At 60.5% G+C, this 17,968-nt stretch carries 17 protein-coding genes; 9 read left to right on the forward strand and 8 right to left on the reverse strand.

Going from position 1 to position 17,968, the window contains the following annotated elements; all coding sequences use genetic code 11:
• Positions 1-14 precede the first annotated feature (14 nt).
• The 4 genes from N0B51_RS00885 to N0B51_RS00895 all read left to right on the forward strand — a co-directional run bounded on the left by N0B51_RS00885 (position 15) and on the right by N0B51_RS00895 (position 4,718).
• Positions 15-1,808: a flavin-containing monooxygenase gene (locus N0B51_RS00885; RefSeq protein WP_259960307.1), complete on the forward strand. Its 1,794-nt coding sequence runs from the start codon at positions 15-17 to the stop codon at positions 1,806-1,808.
• Between the two features lie 63 nt (positions 1,809-1,871).
• Positions 1,872-2,957 (forward strand): phosphotransferase family protein, encoded by a 1,086-nt coding sequence (locus N0B51_RS00890; protein WP_259960308.1) that lies wholly within the window; start codon positions 1,872-1,874, stop codon positions 2,955-2,957.
• Between the two features lie 115 nt (positions 2,958-3,072).
• Complete coding sequence (locus N0B51_RS14850) at positions 3,073-3,297, forward strand: DUF1289 domain-containing protein (protein WP_375545918.1); 225 nt, start codon at positions 3,073-3,075, stop codon at positions 3,295-3,297.
• A 167-nt stretch (positions 3,298-3,464) separates the two neighbouring features.
• Positions 3,465-4,718: an MFS transporter gene (locus N0B51_RS00895; protein ID WP_259960309.1), complete on the forward strand. Its 1,254-nt coding sequence runs from the start codon at positions 3,465-3,467 to the stop codon at positions 4,716-4,718.
• A 326-nt stretch (positions 4,719-5,044) separates the two neighbouring features.
• On the opposite strand, the gene N0B51_RS00900 is transcribed toward N0B51_RS00895, so the two are convergent.
• Together N0B51_RS00900 and N0B51_RS00905 are read right to left on the reverse strand one after the other, a co-directional pair.
• A complete protein-coding gene (locus N0B51_RS00900) occupies positions 5,045-5,929 on the reverse strand; it encodes a type ISP restriction/modification enzyme (RefSeq protein ID WP_311201821.1) in 885 nt (294 codons plus the stop codon).
• A 68-nt stretch (positions 5,930-5,997) separates the two neighbouring features.
• Entirely contained in the window at positions 5,998-6,633 is a 636-nt protein-coding gene (locus N0B51_RS00905; RefSeq protein ID WP_259960310.1) for a hypothetical protein, read from the reverse strand.
• Between N0B51_RS00905 and N0B51_RS00910 the strand changes: the two genes are divergently transcribed.
• Positions 6,626-6,775 (forward strand): hypothetical protein, encoded by a 150-nt coding sequence (locus tag N0B51_RS00910; RefSeq protein WP_259960311.1) that lies wholly within the window; start codon positions 6,626-6,628, stop codon positions 6,773-6,775. The genes N0B51_RS00905 and N0B51_RS00910 overlap by 8 nt on opposite strands.
• Here the strand turns inward: N0B51_RS00910 and N0B51_RS00915 are convergent.
• The 4 genes from N0B51_RS00915 to N0B51_RS00930 all read right to left on the reverse strand — a co-directional run bounded on the left by N0B51_RS00915 (position 6,744) and on the right by N0B51_RS00930 (position 10,598).
• The gene (locus tag N0B51_RS00915; RefSeq protein ID WP_259960312.1) at positions 6,744-7,052 is read right to left on the reverse strand and encodes a hypothetical protein; all 309 of its coding nucleotides are present in this window, start codon (positions 7,050-7,052) and stop codon (positions 6,744-6,746) included. The genes N0B51_RS00910 and N0B51_RS00915 overlap by 32 nt on opposite strands.
• Positions 7,053-7,105: 53 nt before the next feature.
• The gene (locus N0B51_RS00920; protein ID WP_259960313.1) at positions 7,106-7,321 is read right to left on the reverse strand and encodes an ECs_2282 family putative zinc-binding protein; all 216 of its coding nucleotides are present in this window, start codon (positions 7,319-7,321) and stop codon (positions 7,106-7,108) included.
• A 113-nt stretch (positions 7,322-7,434) separates the two neighbouring features.
• Positions 7,435-8,349, reverse strand: coding sequence for an IS1595 family transposase (locus N0B51_RS00925; protein WP_259960314.1), 915 nt, complete (start codon positions 8,347-8,349; stop codon positions 7,435-7,437).
• A gap of 41 nt (positions 8,350-8,390) precedes the next feature.
• On the reverse strand, positions 8,391-10,598 hold the full coding sequence (locus tag N0B51_RS00930; protein WP_259960315.1) for an Eco57I restriction-modification methylase domain-containing protein: 2,208 nt from the start codon (positions 10,596-10,598) through the stop codon (positions 8,391-8,393).
• 185 nt (positions 10,599-10,783) lie between these two features.
• Here N0B51_RS00930 and N0B51_RS00935 point away from each other — a divergent pair, with 185 nt between their 5' ends.
• Complete coding sequence (locus N0B51_RS00935) at positions 10,784-11,569, forward strand: alpha/beta fold hydrolase (protein ID WP_259960780.1); 786 nt, start codon at positions 10,784-10,786, stop codon at positions 11,567-11,569.
• A gap of 270 nt (positions 11,570-11,839) precedes the next feature.
• Here N0B51_RS00935 and ctrA read toward each other — a convergent pair whose 3' ends face one another.
• Positions 11,840-12,535 carry a response regulator transcription factor CtrA gene (gene ctrA / locus N0B51_RS00940; protein ID WP_259960316.1) on the reverse strand — a complete coding sequence of 232 codons (696 nt, stop codon included), beginning with the start codon at positions 12,533-12,535 and terminating at the stop codon, positions 11,840-11,842.
• 223 nt (positions 12,536-12,758) lie between these two features.
• Between ctrA and N0B51_RS00945 the strand changes: the two genes are divergently transcribed.
• Entirely contained in the window at positions 12,759-13,190 is a 432-nt protein-coding gene (locus N0B51_RS00945) for a Ros/MucR family transcriptional regulator (RefSeq protein WP_259960781.1), read from the forward strand.
• Positions 13,191-13,410: 220 nt separating this feature from the next.
• Positions 13,411-13,884, forward strand: coding sequence for a PilZ domain-containing protein (locus tag N0B51_RS00950; protein WP_259960317.1), 474 nt, complete (start codon positions 13,411-13,413; stop codon positions 13,882-13,884).
• Between the two features lie 365 nt (positions 13,885-14,249).
• On the opposite strand, the gene N0B51_RS00955 is transcribed toward N0B51_RS00950, so the two are convergent.
• On the reverse strand, positions 14,250-14,462 hold the full coding sequence (locus N0B51_RS00955; RefSeq protein ID WP_259960318.1) for a LuxR C-terminal-related transcriptional regulator: 213 nt from the start codon (positions 14,460-14,462) through the stop codon (positions 14,250-14,252).
• Positions 14,463-14,827: 365 nt separating this feature from the next.
• On the opposite strand from N0B51_RS00955, the gene N0B51_RS00960 reads away from it, so the two are divergent.
• On the forward strand, positions 14,828-17,824 hold the full coding sequence (locus N0B51_RS00960; RefSeq protein WP_259960319.1) for a RelA/SpoT domain-containing protein: 2,997 nt from the start codon (positions 14,828-14,830) through the stop codon (positions 17,822-17,824).
• Positions 17,825-17,968 lie beyond the last annotated feature (144 nt).

Consider the following 17,968-nt stretch of genomic DNA (forward strand, 5'->3'; position numbering starts at 1 on the left):
ACATTGAAAGCCGAATGGACGAACTCCACGCCAAGTATATCGAAGAGCGCAACAAGCGCCTGCGCAAGGACGGCGTCGAGCAATACGTAGAGATGGATCATCCTTTCATCGGCGACATCGAAGACCCTTATTGCGAACAACCGCTCGAGCGAGATGCCATCGTGGAGGACGTGGACGTCGTCGTGGTCGGGGGCGGGTTTTCCGGCCTGCTTCAGGCCGATGCGCTTTTAAAGCAGGGCGTGACGAATTTTCGCGTTATCGAGAAAGGCAGCAGCGTGGGCGGCACTTGGTACTGGAATCGGTATCCTGGATGCCGCTGCGACGTGGAGGCGTACAACTATCTGCCGCTGATCGAGGAACACGGGGAAATGCCGGCCGAGCGCTATTCGCGCGCACCCGACATCCTCGATCACGCGCGGCGCATCGCGAAACGAACTGGGATCGACGAGCGTACCCTGCTTCAGACCGGTGTATCCGGCGCGGAATGGGACGATAATCTCCAGCGCTGGATCGTTACGACCGATCGCGGGGATACTCTGCGCGCCAGGTTCATCAGCATGGCGGTCGGGGTGCTCAGCCGGCCCAAGTTGCCCGGGATCCCCGGTGCCAAAACTTTCAAGGGGCACAGCTTCCACACTTCGCGCTGGGACTACGGCTACACCAAGGGAGACACCACCGGGGGCCTTGTCGGGCTGAAGGACAAGCGTGTTGCCATCATCGGCACCGGCGCAAGTGCGGTGCAGGCTATCCCCTACCTCGGCGAGTACTGCCAGCAATTATATGTGGTCCAGCGCACGCCCGCCGCGGTCGACGACCGCGAAAACGAGCCGACCGACCCGGAATGGTGGAACAGCCAGGAAGCCGGCTGGTGGGAAAAGCGAGCGCGCAATTTCGAGGGTTTCGTCAACTCGATCCCCCAGAAAGAGGACCTGGTGCAGGACGGCTGGACTCGCAACTGGGGCCGCATGACCGCGAAGATGTACGAGGGTAAGACACCCGAGGAAATGGCGCGCCTGCGCCAGATCGCCGATTACGAGAAGATGGAAACGATGCGCGCGCGGATCGATGAGCGGGTCGACGATCCCGCGACGGCCGAAGCGCTCAAGCCTTACTATAACTGGATGTGCAAGCGGCCGCTTTTCGTCGACGGCTATTTCGAGACCTATAATCGGCCCAACGTCCAGTTGATCGATACGCTGGGGAAGGGACTCGACCGGATTACCGAAACGGGCATCGTCTACGACGGTAAGGAGTACGCCGTCGACTGCATTATCTACGCGAGCGGGTTTGAGGTGGCTTCCCCGCCAGACCGCACAGCAGGCTTTGACATGAAAGGCGTCGGAAGCATCACCCTATCCGAGTACTGGAAGAACGGCCGCCGTTCGCTTCACGGAATGTTTGTCCACAAGTTTCCCAATATGGGCATAATCAGCGGTTTGAAACAGGCCGGCATCACTTGGAATATCTGTTTCATGAACCGCAAGCAAGCCGAGCACTATGCCGCCTTGATCCGCCGCAACCTCGACGCAGGCACCGACTTCGAGGTTACGAGCGAGGCCGAAGATCGCTGGCTCGAGGTGCTTAAGTCGAAAGCCATGGAAGACACGACATTCCTCCGCGAATGCACACCTGGATACTACAATAACGAAGGGCGTAACGAGCGGGATTCGATTTGGCTCAGCAACTATGGCGGGGGCCCGTTCGAATACATGGATGTATTGCGGGACTGGATCGAAGGCCCCGGGCCTTATGTGGACTTGAATCTGAAGCTGCACGTCGAAAGCTTGGCCGAAGCACCTTCTGCCTGATGCCTTGTTCGCGGGAAGAGGAGTCTGACCGGTGCCGCGCGCCGCAGTGATGGTGTTCGACCGATGAGCAAAGAACACGCCGTCCAAGACGCCCAGGCTGCTTTTACCGGCACGGTCGAGCCAGTGGATGCCGACCGGCTCGACGAAGTCCGGCTCACGGCCTGGATGGAAGCGAACGTCGAAGGCTTTCGCGGGCCGCTCACGCAAGGCAAATTCAAAGGCGGGCAGTCCAATCCCACTTACAAGCTTTCAACGCCCTCAAGGAGCTACGTCCTGCGCCGCAAGCCCTTCGGCAAGCTGCTGCCGAGCGCGCACGCGGTCAATCGCGAGTTCAAGGTCCAGTCATGCCTTCACAAGGTCGGCTTTCCAGTCGCGCGGCAGTATGGCCTATGCACCGACGACGGCGTGATCGGTTCGTGGTTCTACGTTATGGATATGGTCGACGGGCGGACGAACTGGGACGGCGCAATGCCCGGCGCCTCGAGCGAAGAACGCCGCGCGGTCTACCGCACGATGACCGATATCCTGGCGGCGCTCCACAACGTCGATCTCGCCGGGGCAGGGCTCGAAGATTACGGCAAACTCGGCAATTACTTCGGTCGTCAGGTCGACCGCTGGACCAGGCAGTACCGGCTCTCGGAGACCGAGCACATGCCGGCGATGGAGAAGCTCATCGAATATCTTCCGGCGACGCTGCCCGAGCAAACCCGCACCAGTGTGGTCCACGGTGATTATCGGATCGACAACCTGATTTTTGCCCACGATCGCCCTAAGGTGCTCGCGGTGCTCGACTGGGAACTGTCGACGCTCGGCGATCCGCTGGCGGACTTCACTTATTTCTGCATGGCTTGGGTGACCGAGAACGGCGGACGATCGGGCGTCATGGACCTCAATCGAGCGGAACTCGGCATTCCGGAGCTCGACGAAGTGATCGAACTTTATTGCGCCGCGACCGGGCGCACCGACGTGCCCGACATGAACTGGTACTTCGCCTACAACCATTTCCGGCTGGCGGGCATCCTGCAGGGCATCAAGAAGCGTGTGATCGACGGAACAGCCAGCTCGGCCCACGCCAAGGCGATGAGCGCGCGAGTCGAGCCACTGTCGCAGAGAGCGTGGAGCTTCGCCGAGAGGGCTGGCGTCAGGTGACACACCGGCGACGAATGAGGTTACGGGACGCTATCAATACAGGCTGTCGGCACGCCGCCGACTGGTCGCTGTGACTGTCCCAACGCGGAAAATGAAACCAAATATGTCAATCCAAATGGCAACACCCCCGAGCCCGACCAGTCTTTCAAGCGAGTCTCCGTGTACGAAAGGATGCTACCTCGGCCGTGCTCGACGCTGGTGCACTTCCTGCGGAAGGTCGGCCTCCGAGATTGGTCGCTGGGCAGATATGAGCGACGCCGAACGACAATCGGTAAACAGCAAACTTTCGGCCCGCCTTGCCTTGATGAAGAACTCCAGTGGGCGATCGCAGAAGCACTAACATCTCAGAGATTTTTGAGGGTAGCGGCTTCCGCGCGCTCCATCAGGTGGGTCGATTCATGGGCAACACTTCTCCGGCCCATCACCGGGCGCAGGTCGATCAGCGATTGGTAGGGATTGGCAAGACGGTGTCCTGGGATTCCGTACGCGAACGATGAAGAGAGCTCGATGAGTCTGACGATCCATCCCGAGATGCGCCGAAATCTCCGCCTTCTGGGGGCTGCGGCTCTTGGTCTCTCGGTGGGCATGCTTTCAGGACTGTTCTATAGCATGGGCACCCTCATGCCCGCGTGGGAGGCCGAGTTCGGCTGGAGCCGGGGGGACATGTCGTTGTCGCTCACGTTCGCGACGCTTGCGATGTTCGTCTGCGGGACTTTTGGCGGAAGGCTCGGCGACCGCTACGGCGCAGCGCGCGTTGGGGCGTCGAGCCTACTGACCTACGGGCTGTTGTTCGCGCTGTTTCCCTACGTTCTGAGCGACGTAACACATCTCTGGATCGGGTATGTGGTCCTCGCGATAATTGGGGTGCCGTCGACCGCTATCATCATGATTAGACCGATAACCTCTGCTTTCGACGCGAGGCGGGGGCTGGCGATGGGCATTGCGATGACAGGCGCCGGAGTTGCGGGTTTCTGGATCCCGCAGTACGTCGCCTACATCATCGAAATCCGCGACTGGCGTACCGCGATGTCCGCCTTAGGGGCCTTGGCTTGCCTTGCCGCACCGCTCATTTGGCTTGGGTTCCGCAATCAGGACGCGGTACATCGCGCAGCAGATCGATCGGCCGAGCAAGGGGTCGAATTTGCGGTAGCAGTCAGGACGCTCCGGTTCTGGATTCTATCGATAATGGCGATCGCAATGTCACTCGGCGTTGGCGGTCTGGTAGTTCATTTCGTTCCGCTGTTCACTGACTTGGGGGCGGAGACTTTACGTGCCGCTCAGATTGCGTCTCTCTTGGGCCTCGCCAGCGTAGCAGGCCGGATCGCGGTGGGGATGCTCCTGGATCGCTATCCGGCGCAATTTGTGACCACGGCGACATTGCTGATGGCGGCCGCGGGGGCCATGTTGCTTTACAGCTTCGGTCTTACGCTGGCCCCGCTGTCCGTCATGATGCTCGGGCTTGCGGCAGGGGCAGAAGTTGATCTGATCGCCTATCTTTGCTCGCGCCACTTCGGAACGCGGGCCTACGGCGCGATCTATGGGTGGCAGTACAGCATTTTCGTGCTCGGATACGGCCTTAGTCCATTCTTGGTGGGACTGTCTCGCGACGCATTCGGAAACTACGATTCCGCACTCATTGGAAGCATGCTTGCGGTGGGCACTGCAGGGCTCCTTGCCATATTTCTCAAGCTTCCGAAGCCGGCGCCTGTGGCCGTCGCATTGACAAACGAAATTTCCGCACAATCTCGATATACAGGGTGATCGTCAGGTCCGAAGGCGGCCACCATCATTTCATCTGACGCTTCGGTTTGCAGACCGGTCGCCAGGGCCGAGACCCGTAATCGACCGTCGATCTAGATAGTTCGCTGGAGCCGGTGCTAGTTGGGGCCTTACGAAGGACTTGCATCTTTGGACCTCGACGGTTGGTCGGTCCTGCGACCGGATATTGAGCCAGGACTAAAAGCGAGACGCAAAATGGCAGTCTCTTGACCGGTATTCACGCCTCGAGCGTTAGGATTGCGCGGATGGGGGACGCGTCTCGAGGCGCCGCCGTCCCGCGCACGGTTAGGATCGCAACTGATTTTATGTTAAGCCGCCGCCTCTGATTGCGGTCGCTCGGAGGCTCGCATGGCCTCAGTGATCGCCACGGTATCTACGCTCACCCGCACTACCTTGGCGAGTAGCTCGATCATGCTCTCTTTGTAATCCGCGAAACGGTAGGTGTTGAACTTCTCGCGGATGGTCGCATCGCGAGGGGTCTTCTCCTTGTGCTGGTCGAGCACCCAGTCGATTGCACTGCGGTTGCCGAGGCGATAATTCCACGCCTCGCGCGGGATGCCGGTGATCTGCGTGTCGGCATCGACCACCACCAGCCCCTTGTCGGGATGCGACTTGAGCACCGGCTTGGGATGCGAGCCTTCTGCGCGCTTGGGATCGGGCGTGTCGATCCGCTCGACCGGCCACGGTGCCACTTCCTCGTAGCCGATGTGCAGCGCCATCAGCGCCTCGCCCCACGCGGCCCACTGCGCGAAGTCGGGATAGAATGGGATGCGCGGGAACTCGCGCTTGAGGTTCAGCGCATACTTCTCGCGATAGACCGGGTCGTGAAGCACGGCATAGCAGTAGGCAAAGATCGCATCCTTGGTGACGCCCTTCTTTCCGTACTCAGCGGTGAACTTGTTGAGCCCCCAGTCAGTAACGTTATCGGTTGCCTCGTCGCCAGGAAAGACCATCCGCGGGACCGCCTTATGTCCATCTGATGTTGAGCCGAAATGAAAGTCGATGGGCAGATCGCTCGCGAACGGCGTCCAGTCCGCTCGCGATGATGTATCTGGAAAGGTTATTGCTCGATTTGCTTGCCTTTTCGGAAAAAATTGAAAATTAGACGCAGGCTCGTCAATCAGGAGCGCTGACCTATAAATTCTTCGTTCAGCAAAAGGCCTATAATTTACGGTCGAAAATTCGGCAATTATATACTTTACTTAGCGCCGAGAGATTCGCTACATGGATACCGACAGGCCGGCACTTGCTGAGATAGAGATTACCCCCCTGATGGTTCAGAGGGGCGCAGAGGCTTTAGCAGACTCTCACGAGACCTCTTTAGCCTATCAGGCCAAGTCGGTTTTTGAAGCGATGCTAGCGGTTTCGCCTCTGGTTGCGCGTAGCGCGCCAGAGCATTGCGAGTGACTACGCGCGCTATCGCTTGACCATACTGTTCTAGCGCGAAGCAGTGCCGGGTGAACGCGGCTAGGTCCGCCATCGTCAGCTCATGTTTGATGTAGGAATAGCCACCTTTCACATCGAGACCGAAGAGTATCGCCCGATAGTCGCCATGGTCGGCATCTTTCCCGACGCCGCGCGTTTGATGGACGTAGAAGTTTCGATACGATCGCAAGCGATCTAAGCCCTCGGCAAAGTGCTCCACATGATCGGCGCGCTCATGCGCGAGATCGTTTTCAATGCTCTTTATGAACTGACAGACGGTGCGGATGGCATCTACGAGAGACGCGTTGCCAAGCTGATAGATCGCTATGGTTGAGCCGACGCCCCCGGCTGAAAGTGATGTGAGGATTTCCCTCGCCGCCTCTTCGGCGTTGTTCCAGGCCACAATGGCGCGGGTGTATGCTACACAGAAGGCGGCATAGTCGTTTTCGTAAAGAGGCTCTTCCATGGCCAAGTCCGATCCTGAAACCTATTCCGATGAGGAAACCAAAGCGCGGGCCGAGGCCGCGCTAAAGCGGATGCTGGCAACGCCGCACAAGCCGCACGAGAAGCTCAAGAAGGGGGCTAAGCCCGCTTCGCGTCGGGCCAAAGGCTGAAAAGGTCGGCGTCCCGCACTGTGCCGATAACGCGCGCTGATTTGTAGTCAGTCATCGCCAGCAAGGCGACGTCAGTATTCGTATCTATGGCGTCCGATATCAGTGCTGCAATGTCGCCAATGGCAACCTCGGAGCGAAACAGGATGAACGAGGTGGGTTCGACCCACCATTTCCCTCCCGTTGTGCAGTCGGAAATCGTCGATTTGAGCGCGTCATAGCGGCGCTGCCAAGAGCCGTTTTTCTCGAGCCGGAACGTCAACCAATACAAGTCTGCCATGCCACATCCTCCCGATGGAGCCGGAAATGCGTATCGAGCGAACCCTGATCGACCTATCCCGGCTTGAAGCCCTTGACCTTGCTGAACCGCTTGACGAGTTCCGCCTTCGCAAGCTCCACAGCGCCGGATTTGTAATCGCCCCAAGTGATGAGGGGTTGCCCGCATCCGTCGCAAGTAATCCAAGCGTCGTCGGGTGCGTCGTCGGGCACCGAGAAGGCGGTGCTACCGCACTTATTGCACTCACCTTCGATGGTAAGAAGATCGACCATTTCGAAATCCCCTCAACAAGTGCGGAAAGACTAGAACCGACTGCGCCAGAGTCGAGTCTTACCGTGTCCAGCGCTTGCGGCGCTGGCCAATGTGACGAGGTATCTCTGCCAGCTTAGGCGGCGAGTCTATCAGTCCGCCGATAGGTGAGGCGGCGTCCGATGCCACCGCGCAGGATTTCATTGGCGCGCTCCGCATCGGTAAGTTCGCGGGTGTTGTAGCGCAGATCGAACTCGGCGCAGTAGCGGCCAAGGTGCGCCTCGCTCATGTGGTGATAGGTGCCGATCACGCCGCGCTTGAAGATCGAGAAGAAGTTCTCGGCGGTGTTGCTGTGCTTGAAGCCGCCGTAGGTGACATACTCGGCGGCGCTGTGGTTCACCGTGTAGTGCTTGTGCATCTCGCGGCCAACGGCGGTGTAAACGGGGCTTTCGTCCGTCATCAGGTGGGCCGAGCGGTCCACATTGACGACGATAAGCGAGCGGACGTTGCCAGCGTTGACGTTGGCGACATGGAACGAACGGGCAATGCCCTCGCGCTCGACAAGGGCGACAACGGCTTTCTTCTTGGCGGGCTTGCGAGTGGCGCGGTTCTTGGCCTTGCCGCCGACATAGGTTTCATCGGCTTCGACAACGCCGCTCTTGCCGCCCATCGGGCCGGTGGGGGCCGCACCGTCCATAGCCTCACGGATACGGTGGCAGAGGAACCACGCCGACTTGTAGGTGACACCGAGCATACGGGCCATCTGCGAGGCGCTCATGCCCTTCTTGGAAGCGGCCATGATGTGGGTCGCGAGCAGCCACTTGTGGAGCGGAATGTGCGAACGCTCCATGACGGTGCCAGTGCGAACGGTGAACTTGTCACGGCAGTCATTGCAGAGGAACATACCGGCCTGGGTCTTGCCGCCCATCTTGCGGACAGCAAGCGAACCACAGTGAGGGCATACCGGCTCGCCGTTCCAACGCTGCGCTTCGATGTGCGCGGTGGCCTTGGCTTCGTCGTGGAAGATGGGGTTGCAGATATCGGTAATCATGGCGGCGTTCCTTCTAGGAACCGTATGCCCGATCACCCCTGCTAAGTAAAGTATATAATTGCCGAAAATTCCTTCCCGCTGAAGCTGTCGCGAACGCCGGATTTTCTTCTCTTTTTAAGATTGCGCGACCACTTTATGGAGGTGTCGAACTTTTTCCCGTCCCTATGGGCATTGTAGATGCTACCGAAAAAGGAGATTTTTGAACTGACGTCGGCGTCCTTAATCCCATAAACCCACGAATCTCGGGCAGTGTTGATGCCGTTGGTGAACTCCCGAAAGATTGCGTCGATGCCCCTCGGGCCCTTCGCCTTCTTTGTTTTCTCACTTATCATCGGAATATGTTGACCGAAGTCCGGGTGACCGGGGTCGATCCAGTACCCCAAATTGTCTGGTCTGACCTCTGTGGCTGATACATCGCCAAGGTTACCGTGAGCGATTGCTGAAAGCTTGTCCTCGAGAGCAAGCGTGTGAGATTGGGAACCGTAGTGGATTCGGTCCGCACTAGATTTCTTCTTTTTCACCAGGAAGCAAATCGCGACGCCCGTTGATATGCCGAAGACGTTTGCGCCGCCGCCATCTCCTTTCTGCTTCCAATCGCCACCTAGATCGCAGACCCAAATCTCGGCGAAGTCCCGCAGTGCAAGTTTTCGAAAACCGTCGTATGTTTTCGCCCACAAAAAACTACGGTTCGTAATGAATGCAACAATACCTTCGTCAGACAAACGATCTGCAGCCCAGCGATAAAATCTCGCATACATGTCATAGGCTTTGGGCTTCTTAGCATTGGACTCTTTGATATACGTGTTCTTGATGCGCTTATCGATGTGTCCGTAGGCACGATTCTTGTTGTCGTCATTCTCGTTTTGCTGGTTGGCGTTGTAGGGCGGGTTGCCGATGATCACGCTGATCTTGCGCCGGTTCTGCCGTTTGATCCGCTCGATATTCTCGTCGCTCAGGCTTCCAAGCAGGTCGAACTGGTGCCCCGAATGAATCCCCAGGGCGTCGACATTGTCGAGCGTGTCCACAAGGCACAGGTTCTCGAACTCGGCGAACTGCCCGGTGATCGCCTGGTAGGTCGCCTCGATGTTCAGATTGGCGACGTAGTACGGCAGGATCGCCACCTCATTGGCATGCAGTTCCTCCTTGTACTTGTGCCGCAGCTTGTCGTGGTTGCCGCGGAAGTGCTCGAGCAATTCGACGATGAAGGTCCCGGTGCCGGTCGCCGGGTCGAGGATCTCCACTCCCCGGTCGATCAGGTTCTTGCCGAAGTGCTTTTCGCACAACCAGTCGGCGCTGCGGATCATGAAGCGCACAATCTCGCCCGGGGTATAGACCACACCGAGCCGGTCCGCTGCCTTGCGGTTGTAGGCCTTGTAGAAGTCCTCGTAGAGCGCCTTCAGGAAGCCCTGCTTCTCGCTGTGGCTCTGGATCAGCGCGGCTGTGCTGGCGATGCCGGCATAATAGGGCGCCAAGGCACGTAGCAGAGTGGATTTCTCGCCCCGTTTGAACAGGACGTCTTCTAGCTTCTTCAACTCGGCAGCAACGTTGTTCTGCTGGTGGAAGTCGGGGTTGTCGAAGACCTTGGCGAAGATGTCTTCGGTCAGGATGTGCTGGATCAGCATTTCCCGCACGTCGTCTTCGCTGACCGCCGGGTTGATCGCATCGCGCGCGTGCTTGAGAAAGGCCTGCGCGGCGGCAGCGAATTCGCGTGACTGGGCGTTCTTCTCCGCGATTCGTTCGCGCAGCGCTGCGAGGACATGGGGCAAGTCGGCGGCGAACTGCTTCACCGCTTTGTTGAAGTCAGCGACTTCCTTCCGCTCGTGCGCGAAGAATACAGTCAGCAAATTGAGCAGGCTGTCGTCGTCCGCCTGCATCTTGGCGCGCAGGACTTCCGCCCCGTCCTGCCACAGGATAGCGGTGGCATCGTCGGTGAAGACGATGTTGTCTTTCGGGTACCCCTTGCGGAACTTGGCTTCGATCTCCTTGTCGAGATCGTCGCTCTCGTCCTTCGCTTCCCAGTATCCAAACGGCACGCGCAGGCCGTGGAGCAGCGCGCCATCGACGTAGATGCGCGTCATCTGCTTCGTCAAAATGTCGTGTTCGGCAATGAATTGCAGATCTTGTGCGCGACCCCAGCGCTTTAGCAGGTCCTTGAACGCCTCCCGCAGCACGCTTTCGCGCCGGCTACCCGAAGCCGCCCTAAGTCGGTCGAGCTCGGCGCGATACTCGTTGATCAGATGCTGGCTCAAGCACACCCCCTCAGTCGCGAGTAGGGCTAGAGGCTTTCCAGGCATTTGTCAGCCGACGAACTCCGCGCGAATGTCGCGGCTTGGGCCGGTAGAAGACCGTCCGGTTCTGGTGATCAAACCGAGGAAGCGGGCATTCGCAGGCCGGGCAGCCATATGTCGCTGCGAGACGTTCTCCTCATATGACCATGCACCACACGCGCTCAGGCCGCGGGAAACCCCTTCTGCTCATCCATGGCTTGGGGGGAAGCCACCGCTCCTGGGACACGGTTTTTACCTCTCTCGCCAAAGAGCGGGACGTGATTGCACTCGACCTGCCCGGCCACGGACAAACCCCTGCAGAGGCCGATAGCGGCACGTTCGATGGCTTGGCACGCAGCGTTGAGGATTGGTTGGCCAAGGAGGATCTCGAAGGGATCGATATGGTTGGCAGCTCGATGGGCGCTCGCCTCGTGCTCGAGATGGCACGGCGCGGTCGCGCCGGGGCGGTCGTCGTGCTCGATCCGGGCGGGTTCTGGCAAGGCTGGGAACGCACGTTCTTCAGGACCACCATAACGGCGTCGATTGCAGTCGTGCGGGCGATGCAACCAGTGCTTCCTGCCATCACCAAGAATATCGCCGGCCGGACCGCGCTCATGCTTCAGCTTTCTGCAAAGCCTTGGGCGCTGCATCCCTCTTTGGTTTTGAACGAACTGCGGTCGTTCGCTGGTACGTCTACCTTCGACTCGCTGGTGAAGGACCTTGCTACCAGTCCAATGCAGGAAGGCCCTGCGGCCAATGGTGCGCCCGTCGTCATCGGCTGGGGCCGCAAGGATCGACTGTGTCTTCCTGCGCAAGCGAGCCGAGCGATGAATGCATTTCCAAAGGCAAAAATGCACTGGTTCGCGCAGAGCGGACATTTCCCGATGTGGGATCAACCAATGGATACAATCCAGGTGATCCTCGACGCCACGGGTCGGCCGGCATACGCATGACGCTCCAGCAGGTGGCGGACACCGGATAGCAAAAGGGCAAGCTTACTGAGGCGTTGGCAGCTTCTGGCTCCCCTAACGCTTTGAGCCGCCTTTAGGGAGTGGCCGCATCACGGAAAAGGCAGTTGCCCATTTCGGAGCCAGGCTTCGCAACCGGGAGCAAACGCTGTTTTTGTGCCCGTTTCCTGACTCTCGAATGCACGATGACAGCCCGACAGATTGTGGGCTTACGTGGCGCGGGAAATCGTGCTCGCTTAGCCCCTTCGCTCGAGGTTAGGCGGCCTCTGCGACCGACTCGCCATCCGTGAGCACATATCCGCGGCCCCAGATCGTCTGGATGTAATTGTCGCCGCCACATGCGTGGCTGAGCTTCTTACGTAGCTTGCAGATAAACACGTCGATGATCTTCAGTTCGGGCTCGTCCATCCCGCCGTAGAGGTGGTTGAGGAACATGTCCTTTGTGATGGTGGTCCCCTTCCGGAGGCTGAGGAGCTCGATAATAGCGTATTCCTTGCCGGTTAGGTGGACCCGAGCGCCATCGACCTCGACGGTCTTGGCGTCGAGGTTCACCGCCAGCTTGCCGGTGCGGATGACCGATTGCGAATGGCCCTTGGAGCGGCGGACGACCGCATGGATCCGCGCCACCAGTTCCTCGCGGTGGAACGGCTTGGTCACGTAGTCGTCGGCACCGAAACCGAAGCTGCGGATCTTCCAGTCCATGTCCGCCAACCCCGAAAGGATCAGCACCGGCGTCTGCACCTTCGCGACACGTAACTTTTTGAGAACGTCATGTCCGTGCATGTCGGGCAGGTTCAGATCGAGCAGGATGATGTCGTAATCGTAGAGCTTGCCGAGATCACAGCCCTCCTCGCCGAGATCGGTCGAGTAGACGTTGAAGCCTTCGATCGTGAGCATAATCTCGATCGCGCGTGCCGTTGTCGGCTCGTCCTCGATCAGCAGTACGCGCATCCTCTTTCCCCTCGTGTCCCGGATTACGAGGATTTGAAGGAAATTGGTTAACAAGATGCTAAAGGAGACGAAGACACGGACTGCCACGTTGGCCCGTTACGAATGGTTAGCGAGTGTAATTGAAAATCTCGGCTTTCTCGCGCATAGATACTGACCTCAACTCCTTCAGAAAAGAAAAGAGATTATCGATTTGGCAAACGAACTCGACACCGATGTGGCCGAAATGCTTATCACGCTCACCGCGGACATCGTCTCCGCGCACGTCGCCAACAATACCATCGCCATAGATGACGTGCCGCGACTGGTTCGGTCTGTTCACGATGCACTCGCAAGCCTCGGTAGCGCCGCCGAAAAAGAGGAAGAGTTGCCGCCCCCGGCCGTCTCGATCCGCTCTTCGGTGAAGAAGGACCATCTCGTCTGCCTCGAGGACGGCAAGAAGATGAAGATGCTCAAGCGCCACCTGATGACCGAACACGGGATGACCCCCGACGAATATCGCCAGCGCTGGGGCCTTAGTGCCGACTATCCCATGGTCGCGCCCGACTATGCAGCAACCCGCCGCGATCTCGCCCTGAAGATCGGCCTCGGTCGCAAGCCCAACCAGAAGCGCGGTCGGCGCAAGGGCAGCGGCGAAAAGCGCGCTGAAACAAAGTAGAGTTCCTCGCTGAGGTCAGGCTCTTATTGCCGAAGCGATTGCCGAGCGCCGGACTGATCCTCGGTCTCTTGCCACTCTCCGCAGTCTTTCAGCGGCTCTCATTCTAGCTGACTTGCTGTCCCAACGGCCGCCGGCCAGTAGCATGGCGTAGATATACGCACGCGGGCTTATCTCTTCATCAAGCAAACTGCGCGATTAACCTCGAAAACGGAGGTCGCGCGTGCTCCCCAGGATTGCCTACATCTCCGAAGCTGCGGAGGACAGCGAGCGTCGCGGTGCGTCACGGCGGACCGTTTACCTGCCAGCACGGAACGTTCCACCGGCGCGGGGGCCGCGCGCGATCCTCCTCGACCTGTCAGAAACCGGCCTTCGCCTGCAATGCCGTTCCTTGCCTCAGGTGGGCGAAGTGATCCTCGTCGACCTTCCGCTTACGGGACAGGTGTCCGCGCGGGTCGTCTGGCTCTCCGGGGATCAATGCGGTGCAGAGTTTGAGCGACCAGTGAGCAAGGGTGCCGTCAGCGCTGCGGTCCTGTCATCGCCGCCCAATGAGCGGCCGACTGCTGCGGCTTACGAGACCGAGGAGCCGAAGGTCGAGCTGGTGCCCATCCGCGCGGAATGGGCCCTCATGATGCTATTGCCGTTTGTTCTGCTCTTGCTCTTCGCGCTCGCCTTCCTGCCGATGAGCGGGTTCTAGCCGGGTCAAACGCTCCCGAAGCGGATTTACCGACCCGCAACACTCGCATGTCATAACTACCTCCCACCGCAAGGCCTGACGCGTTACGCGGTGAACAAGAAGCCTTCTAATGTCTGGAAACGCCTGTTTGGGCCCGGCCACCATCGAGCGTTGCCGGGCTCATTTCTTGTAACCGGCTGAAAACGCAAGCTGTCGTTCTGGTACAATCCCGGCGTGCGATTGGCGCTAATGGGAACCAGCGACCCGAAGGGCTGAAGCGATTCGGACCCTCTCCTAGGAGGCCCCGCCTTCAATCTCGTCGGCGGGGCCCCTTTTTTTCAGAGGTCGACTGCGCGCCGAACCCGCGGGGCCATTTCTTCGCAGCGTCACAGGCCGGCGTAGATCCCTTCGCGCACCGCGTCGGCGGTGCAACTCGCCCCGAGTTTCTTCATCAGCGACGCCCGCACGGCCAGCGCGTGAGCCTCCCCCTTTCCGAGGCGGAAAGCGATCGTCTGCTGGGACTCGCCCGCGACGAGGCAGGTCAGCACATCGTATTCGTCTTCCGTAAGAAGATCGGCGATGGATGGCTTGCGGGCCATTGGCTGGGGCATCTTGGCTCCTCAGACTGGTGACGCGATCAAGGTATGAAGTCGCAGGTCTGCCCGAAGGTTCCCTCAAAGAAGAGCGCATCATAGAGATGCTTCACGGTTCGGCCTTGTCCCCACACATCATCGCTCTAGGGTGCAAGCAACGCCAGGCGCCCTTCGGGACGCTAAAATAGGAAGAGGACGACCTGGCAGGCCCTGTTAGCGCAGAGGCAGGGCCACCTCCAACCTCGTCACACATCGGATTTGGACCGCTTCTCGGCCGTTTGCCGAACGGCAGGTTCTAGACGAGCTATTGTGCGAAACGGACATTCGATATGCCTCGTTTTGCCGATCTGGATGCGGGCCGGGAGCGCGGAATGACCTTCGACGAATATCAGACCGGTGGGATGGCGCTATATGCCGACTTCGCCGAGGCGGTGTCGGACATCCTCGAGGCCGCGATCGCCGAGCAACGCGACCTTTGCCTGCAGAACATCCAGTGCCGCGCGAAGGAACCAGCGTCGCTCGAGGCGAAGCTCGCCAGGGCCGGGGCGAAGGCCGACACGCCGATCGGCGACCTCGCCAAGGACGTCGCGGGCTGCCGCGTGATCCTCTACACCAACGGCGACGTCGAGCGGTTCCGGAATAGCGGCATCCTGCGCGACAACTTCGACGTCGACTACGATCGCTCCAAGATGCACTACCCCGAGAGCAAGGAGGAGGGCGCCGAATTCTTCATATCGGAGAACTGGGTGGTGACGCTGAGCGAGGCTCGCTGCGCGCTCCCCGAATACCGCCGGTTCGCCGGACTGCGCTGCGAGATCCAGATCCAAACGATCCTCGACCACGCTTGGGCCGAGATGGCGCACGACACCATCTACAAGCCGATGACCGACGTGGGGTTCGGGGTCGCGAAGATCGAGGCGATGCGTAAGCGTCTGCGCAAGGTGATGCAGGAACACCTCCAGCCGGCGGGCTACGCCTTCGACAAGATCGCCAGCGACTATGCCCAACTGCGCGACGGCAAGGAAATGTTCGACGGCGACGCCCTCGCGGCGATCCGCGGCTGCGACGACCGCAACAGCCTCGAGGAGACGGTCGAGCGCTACTCGAACTTCGTGCTGCCCCACTTCGATGAGTACGTCGCCGCCGCGCCCGACATCATCGACACGATGTCCGACGCGGCGATGCGCGCGCCCGGGATGCCCGAGGTGCCACTCAGGTACTTTAACCGCGAATATCCCGGCACCAGGGCGCATGCGGTCATCGTCAAGATCTGCCGGATCCTGGAAAGCGGTTATCTGCTCTACGCGGCGCCGGAGCGGATGTTCGACGCCGTGATCGCCATGCGAAGCGCCGCCGCCACGGACGACGAGCGCAAGCCGATCGACGATCTCGCCCGGCGGTTCGCCCAGTATGACCTCCATGCCTGGAAGAGGGTCGGGCCGGGAATCCAGCGGGTGATCGTCGACAGGATCGCCGGGATGGAGGATGCCTCCCTGGTCGAAGCCGCCGCTAGCGCCACCATCATGCTGAAGGAGACCCTCTCGAGCACGGTGACCGGCACCAGCTGGAAGGCCGACGCGATGCTGCTTCACAACGGATCGGTCGTCGTCACCGACGAGCTGAAGCAGATTCGCCGCGATGCGCTGGGACAGCTCGAGCGCCTGCACGGGCTCCTCGCCGACGACGGGGCGAAGGGCAACGTGCGGCACGCCATGCTCGCCGCGGGCAGCACGCCGAACAACGCCGGCTACACCGATCAGCTCGGCGAGGTCATCATGGACGACCTCGCACGGGTCATGGGGTTCTTCGCCGGGGTGATCCCCGGGCTCGGGCTCGAGGCAAGGCGGCATCTCGAAGTCGCCGTCCACCAGCGATACTACGCCTACCACGCGCTGCCGCCCGCCATGGCTGGTAACGCCGCGCTGGTGGCAGCGCAGGGGCGGCTGCTCGAGGCGTTCGCCGACGTCCGTGCCGCGCTAGACGCCGATCCCGAACTGGCCCGCTACCGGCTGCTCGTCGGCTACGACAGCGTGACCACGAGCATGTGGGCGAAGCCGGGCTTCGACTACGAGGCGAGGAAGGAAGAGCGGTTCGCCGGCATCGAAGCGCTGATCGCGGAAGTCACGGCCGACACGTCGGACGAGTGGCTCGCGCGGCTCGAGCGCTTCGTCGAGACGCGCAGCAGCGATGGGGCGACGTTCATTGGACTCCAGGATTTCATCAAGCGGCTCGCGACGACCCAGCCCGACATCTTGCTGTCGTGGTTGCCCCGGCTCAGCGACCGCCTCGCGGCATGGCTGCCAGGCATGCTCCACGGACTCTGGGAAGCCGGCCGCGGCCCGGACATAGACCGCCTGCTAGAGGGCTGGATCGGCGAGGACCGGCACCTGTCCTCGATCGCCTACTACCTGCAGTTCGCCGAGGCGTTCCGGTTCGACCTGCTGGCCACCATCACCGCTAAGGGGCTGGCCGCGGCGGACGACGCGATCCTGCACAACGCCGCCATCGCCGCCGCCCGGCAGTCGGCGAAGCATCCGCAGGGCCTGTTCGACGAGATCTACCTGCCGGCCGCGCGGTCGCTGGCGTCACGCGGCGTGTTCAGCTGGACCGGCGGCATGTTCAACTGGGACCAGGTCGAGCTGCTCAAGGGACTCTCCGCCGAGCAGCTCGACCCGCTGCTCGCGCTGATGACCGACATGCCGCGCCTGGGCAGCGACGGCGAGGCGATGCTCGCCGTCATCGCGGCGGAGCACGTCCATGCAGTCATCGATCTGATCGGCCGGCGCTTCCAGCACGACAGCAAGAACGGGGACATCCGCTACGAAGACCTGCCGCACGGCCTCCACTACCTGCGCGCGCCGCTCGCGGCGGCCCCGGGCGAGATCGTGGCGGCAGCGCGGGCGTGGTTCGACGCCAATCCGGCTTTCTCGCAGTTCCACGGCGGCCGGCTGATCGCCGAGCTCTTCCCCAACTTGGAGCATCCGCTCTATCCGCTGCTCTACGGCCAGCTCGAGCAGGGTCGGGAGGGCATCGACTTCGTACTCTCGGTGCTGAGGGCCTACGAGGGCGAGAAGTTCCTGCATCCGCTGCTGCGCGCGATCGTCGGTTTCCTGCCCACGGACGACGAGCTGCTGAACATCGTCGACATCGTCATCGACTCGAGCGGCGTGCTCGTCGGCGAATACGGCTCCGTCGAGGCGCAGGAGGCGCGCAAGGCCCTCGTCGCCGAGTGGGAAGCCGACGAGAACGAGGCCGTGCGCGACTTCGCCGCGCGCTTCATCAGGTCGGCGGACAACCAGTTGGCGATGGAGCGGCGCCGGGCCGACCGGACCGTCGCGCTGCGCAACATCGAGTTCGACGGCGAGTAAATGGCTAATTCAGAGCAATTACTCGCGTGAATTGCGACGCGGCTCACAAGCGGTTTTTCAACTCATGGCGGCGGCTATTAGGGTTAATGTTGGCGCAGTTACATGACCGCTTATGGGGTGCGAAGCAGCCGATAGGGATTTTCT

This window comes from Tsuneonella litorea (assembly GCF_025154015.1).
Classification (GTDB): Bacteria; Pseudomonadota; Alphaproteobacteria; order Sphingomonadales; family Sphingomonadaceae; genus Tsuneonella; species Tsuneonella litorea.

Coding starts and splice junctions, on each gene's coding strand:
- N0B51_RS00885 (WP_259960307.1), top strand. CDS start 15: ATGGACGAACTCCACGCCAAGTATATCGAAGAGCGCAACAAGCGCCTG.
- N0B51_RS00890 (WP_259960308.1), top strand. CDS start 1,872: ATGAGCAAAGAACACGCCGTCCAAGACGCCCAGGCTGCTTTTACCGGC.
- N0B51_RS14850 (WP_375545918.1), top strand. CDS start 3,073: ATGGCAACACCCCCGAGCCCGACCAGTCTTTCAAGCGAGTCTCCGTGT.
- N0B51_RS00895 (WP_259960309.1), top strand. CDS start 3,465: ATGAGTCTGACGATCCATCCCGAGATGCGCCGAAATCTCCGCCTTCTG.
- N0B51_RS00910 (WP_259960311.1), top strand. CDS start 6,626: ATGGCCAAGTCCGATCCTGAAACCTATTCCGATGAGGAAACCAAAGCG.
- N0B51_RS00915 (WP_259960312.1), bottom strand. CDS start 7,052: ATGGCAGACTTGTATTGGTTGACGTTCCGGCTCGAGAAAAACGGCTCT.
- N0B51_RS00920 (WP_259960313.1), bottom strand. CDS start 7,321: ATGGTCGATCTTCTTACCATCGAAGGTGAGTGCAATAAGTGCGGTAGC.
- N0B51_RS00925 (WP_259960314.1), bottom strand. CDS start 8,349: ATGATTACCGATATCTGCAACCCCATCTTCCACGACGAAGCCAAGGCC.
- N0B51_RS00935 (WP_259960780.1), top strand. CDS start 10,784: ATGCACCACACGCGCTCAGGCCGCGGGAAACCCCTTCTGCTCATCCAT.
- ctrA (WP_259960316.1), bottom strand. CDS start 12,535: ATGCGCGTACTGCTGATCGAGGACGAGCCGACAACGGCACGCGCGATC.
- N0B51_RS00945 (WP_259960781.1), top strand. CDS start 12,759: ATGCTTATCACGCTCACCGCGGACATCGTCTCCGCGCACGTCGCCAAC.
- N0B51_RS00955 (WP_259960318.1), bottom strand. CDS start 14,462: ATGGCCCGCAAGCCATCCATCGCCGATCTTCTTACGGAAGACGAATAC.
- N0B51_RS00960 (WP_259960319.1), top strand. CDS start 14,828: ATGACCTTCGACGAATATCAGACCGGTGGGATGGCGCTATATGCCGAC.